Source organism: Microcoleus sp. B7-D4 (assembly GCF_036705125.1).
Taxonomy (GTDB): Bacteria; Cyanobacteriota; Cyanobacteriia; order Cyanobacteriales; family Microcoleaceae; genus Microcoleus.
This window is the reverse complement of the sequence record NZ_JAUBTT010000004.1, coordinates 135,207-140,022: the sequence shown is the minus strand read 5'-3', so window position 1 is coordinate 140,022 and position 4,816 is coordinate 135,207. Positions and strand designations below refer to the sequence as shown.

Genomic DNA, 4,816 nt, shown 5'->3' with positions numbered 1-4,816 from the left:
AGTTGTTGTCGGAGTCGGAGTTGTTGTCGGAGTCGGAGTTGTTGTCGGAGTCGGAGTTGTTGTCGGAGTCGGAGTTGTTGTCGGAGTCGGAGTTGGCGTTGGGGTCGGAGTTGGCGCAGTGTCGTTATCAGTAATAGCGACGCTAACAGTCGAAATTGTGATGCCGTTATAATTAACATCGCTACTGGTAGAAGTAGGCGCGATCGCACCTGTATGATTTCCTTCAACTAAATTATCGTCAACAGCAACAACCGCAACAGTTTGAGCAACATTCCAATTAGTGCTGTCAAAATTTATCGACGAAATCGGATTAATTTGACTGCCTGTATCAAAGCTAATCGTAACAGGTGCAGTCGGCTGAGTATTTAACTTAACACTGTAACTTCCAGTTGCACCGCCTTCAGTCGCAGTCGTGGTGGTAGTGTTAAGGGTGAAACCTGCGGTGTCATCATTAGTGACAGTTGTTGCGGCCGCATCAGCGGTAATAGTAGGAGTTGAACCTGGTGCGACAGGATTAGACAAGGTGAGGGTAACAGTTTCGTCAGGTTCGATCGCACTGTCGCCTAATACATCGAGAGTAATCGTTTTGGATGTCTCACCAGTGGCGAAATTGATCGTGCCAGTCGTACCCGTTGCCCCAGAAGTGCCACCGATATTGTTGTAATCGCTGACGTTGGTAGCAGTTCCCGCGATCGCATAATTGACGCTACTCGCTACACCAGCACCGCCGCTACGAGTCACCGTAAAAGTTAGAGGAGTTGTGCCGCTATTACCTTCAGGAATGCTGGCAGTACCAGCGGCGACGGCATAAGAAACAGTACCGTTAGCAGCAATAGTTAGTGTGGTTTGAGCCGTTGTACCTGCAACCCCACCAGTAATTGTGCCAAAGTTGAGAATTGCGGTTTCGGCGTTTTCAGCTATGTTGTCAGGTTTGATAGTAACTGCAACATTTTGGGTGAGTGCGGCACCTGTTGCACCTGCGGGGAATGTAATCGAGGTAGGCGAAAAGGCGTAGTCGGAATTTTCGGTGGCTGTGCTGCTGGGGTCGATCGCAATTGGCACAGTTACATCAGCAAAAGGAGTGCCGCCGCTGAGGGTAACGGGAATATTAACTACTGTGTCTGTTGTTCCTTCTGTACCGCTGTAAGTGGCAGCCCCGAAATTAACTGTATTGGGTGTATTTAGCAGCACAGAAACGTTGTCTGAACCGTTGTTCGCTAATGCCAAATCCGGGAGAGTGTCAGCATTAAAGTTGCCGCTAATAATGGAAGTTGGATCTGTCCCCGCAGCAAAGTTAATGGGTGAACTAAAACCGCCATTGCCGTTGCCTACTAAAATTGCAGCGCCGCCGGTGCCTCCTACTGCTAAGTCAAGTTGGCCATCTCTGCTAAAGTCATTCGCAACAATGCCTTGCAGCCCTGTCCCGGCGCTAAAATTAGTGACTGCACCAAAGCTGCCCGTGCCATTTCCCAAGAGAATTGAAACATTGTTAGATCCGTTGTTAGCTGTGGCCAAGTCGAGGTAAGTGTCTCCGTTAAAGTCCCCAGTGGCTATCGAATTTGGATTTTGCCCAGCGCCAAAATTAGTAGCTGCACCAAATCCGCCCGTACCATTTCCTAACAGAATTGAGACATTATTAGAGAGGCTGTTGGCAACGGCTAAGTCGGGGAAACTGTCAGCGTTAAAGTTGCCTACAACAACCGCAGCCGGAATCGCACCAACATTGAGATTAGTGGCAGCCGCAAAGCTTCCTGTACCCGTTCCCAACAAAATTGAGACGCTACCAGTACCTTGAGGGTCAGCATTTACCACTGCTAAATCGAGGAAAGTGTCGGCGTTAAAGTTCCCGACACCTATTGAAAATGGAGTGTTACCTACACTAAAATTGCTAGCTGCCCCGAAGCCTCCCGTGCCATTTCCTAACAGAATAGAGATATTACTATTACTACCATTTGCTACTGCTAAGTCGGGGAAATTATCATTGTTAAACAGTCCCGATGTGACGTAAACCGGACTTGAACCTACGGCAAAGTTGGTAGCCGTGCCAAAACCCCCTGTGCCATTCCCTAACAAAATGGAAATGTTGTCGTCATTCTGGTTTGTCACTACCAAGTCGGGGAAGGTATCAGCGTTGAAATCCCCTATATTAATACCGTAGGGATTTGTCCCCACGCCAAAGTTGGTTGCAGCGCCGAAAGTTGAGAGAACATACTCGTAAGCGGCTAATACTTCGGGTTCAAATACTAGCGGTGTTTTAATTTCTCCGGTTCTCACTTCTAATTCCCAGTCGCCGCCTTTTGCAGCACTTCCCGTCAGCTTTTTGGAAGCTGCAACCGACGCGCCAGTTAACTCACTCAGGCGTTGGAGGAATTGGTTAGGTTTTGTGGGCTTTGTAGCACTTTCAACTGGGCGGTTAAAACCGCTACTACACAAACTAAACCCGCCTGCGCGGGTTGAAATTCCATAGTCCGCGCACCATCCGGACTTTGTTTGTATAGCCGCGAATTCTATTCGCCGGGGCTGATTAACAGCCGCGACATTACACCCGTAGAGGAGAATATCGGCACCGGGAATTAATGCTTTGCGCCACTGTTTGAGTTGAGGGCCGAAGCTTTCTATGTTGCTGCTGTTGAGTGTATTTACACCGAGATGTACTGCACCTGGACTACCGTGAGAGATGATGTGGATTGCTTCTATATTTTGTTCAATTGCTAGCCTTTCGGTAATTTGCTCAATGCCATCCCGCGTTTCATCTAGGATAATTACCTCAGCATTTGGGGAAATGCCGCTAATTAAACTCTGGTAATTTTCAACATTTGAGTCAATAAAAACTAGAATTGAAACAAATTTTTGCTGTATCATTATGCAACCTCTTTAATTGTTAAACTTTATAGATTTCACTAAAATATAACTTACAGCAAATTCTACCTTCATGAAGTAGCACCGCCTATCGTTTTATCCCCGTAGGGACACTCCAAAAGCCCATTAGTGTCAACTTAAGCTCAAACCCAGTCAGAGACTGTTGTTTGACGATTAGGGCCAGATCCCCCCTAGCCCCCCTTAAGAAGGGGGGACAGGAGTCTTCTCAAAGTCAACCCCTACTCCCCTTCTTAAGGGGGATTTAGGGGGATCTGAACTATGGTAAAAGCGATATTTTTCAAGGGTTTCAGGCTTAAGTTGACACCAATGGGCATTGCCTTTGTCCCTACACTTCATCAACTAGCATCTGATTGCGAGCTACGCCTAAAGTCCTTACGATTGCTTTGTTCCTCGCAATGACATTACCAAGGACTCCCAATCATCGTGAAGGCAGACCAATAGTAAGGATGGGAGAGATTTTCATTAGTCAGTTGAGCTAATTCTGGCGGTAATTCTAACTCCTTATTTAAGTTTGACAAAATTAAACGACCATTTTCAATGCGAACTTGACCTTTGATCATGGCGATTTGAGCTTGCCGTAAGGCTTCGGCTTTAATCGGCGCGACCTTTAACTGATGGTAAAATTCAGCCATTAACCCTAAAGTACCTTCATCGCTGACATACCAAAGACTCGCCAAAACTGACTTCACCCCCGCTTGCACAGCTAACCCCGCAAAACCTAATTCGGTGTCATCATCACCCACAGCAGTTTGGCAAGCGCTCAACACCAATAGCTCAACTTTAGGTGGCTGATTCCACCCTAGTTGCCGCACGCGATCGAGTGTTAACCTGCTATCTGATAACTGAATGTAAGAATTGCTCGGTGATCCTGGGTTAAAGTATCCGTGAGTGGCGAGGTGAATAATCCCATAGGGTCTGTCTTTGCGCTGTGACCTAAGATTGTTGAGAGTAAAGGTTTGGTTGAGGAAGGATTCGCCTTTCCATTCGGAGGCAATAGCGTTAAGTTCTGCAGGCACTGCTGGCAAGGGTGGGTTATTAGTAAATTGTGAGGCTCCCATTGCTAAAACTTCAGCATTTTTAACACTTGCATAGCTAGTATCGGTTAAGTTGACGCTGGGAATGAGTCCGATGCTGTACTTTTCTACTAGAAATTGAGAACCGTCATGGAGGGCGGCTAAGGGGAGCAATCGCAACCCTGCATCCATACTAAAAACTAGCGTATCGATGCCCTGAGCTTTCAAATCAGCTTCCAAGGGCGCAATTATCCACTGGTAAAGTTGTTGGGATGCTGGCAAATAGCTCTCAGTATTGATGTTTCTGGAAGTAGTGAGTTCAGAGCTGAAATTGGCTGCGACTTGCATCAAAGTTTCGCGTCGGGCGGCGGGGATGGCTTTATGAATAGGGATGCCGCTAGGGGGGACTACGATCAGGTCTAATTGTTCAGGGCGGGAGAAGGCGTAGATAATGGCTGGTTTTTTACCAGTTTGGCTGGCGATGATTCTAGTTCTTTTCTGTATGGCCGTAAAAGATTGCAAATCGCGCCTGATTTCCTGATTAATGTATGAGCCCACTTGTTCACTGTAGAAGATATCGATAAAGAAAATGGCTTGTGGGATATCGCCTCTATCGATTAGCCGTGTGATATCGCTGCGGCTAACTATATTTAGAGGCGATGCCGTTTGGACAATTTCGCTTACCCAATCGGATCTGTAGTTAAAAAGAGATTCAATTCTATTAATGATATTCAAATTGCCAGATTGAGCGATCGCATTGGTAATTGAAATATCCGGTAATGTCGTTTGTTCTGATATTGGAGATGGTGTTGGTGGTGGTGTTGGAGATGGTGTTTGTTCTGATATTGGAGATGGTGTTGGTGGTGGTGTTGGAGATGGTGTTTGTTCTGATATTGGAGATGGTGTTTGTTCTGATATTGGAG

2 protein-coding genes are annotated in these 4,816 nt (G+C 46.6%); both read right to left on the bottom strand.

The genetic code is table 11. The features are described 5' to 3' along the window. Positions 1-2,862 (bottom strand): DUF4347 domain-containing protein (locus tag QUB12_RS02580; RefSeq protein ID WP_333301101.1); only part of this gene is annotated, 2,862 nt, incomplete at its 3' end. Positions 2,863-3,281: 419 nt separating this feature from the next. Further along, positions 3,282-4,816: CHAT domain-containing protein (locus QUB12_RS02575; protein WP_445300650.1), on the bottom strand; the 1,535-nt coding region annotated here is incomplete at its 5' end.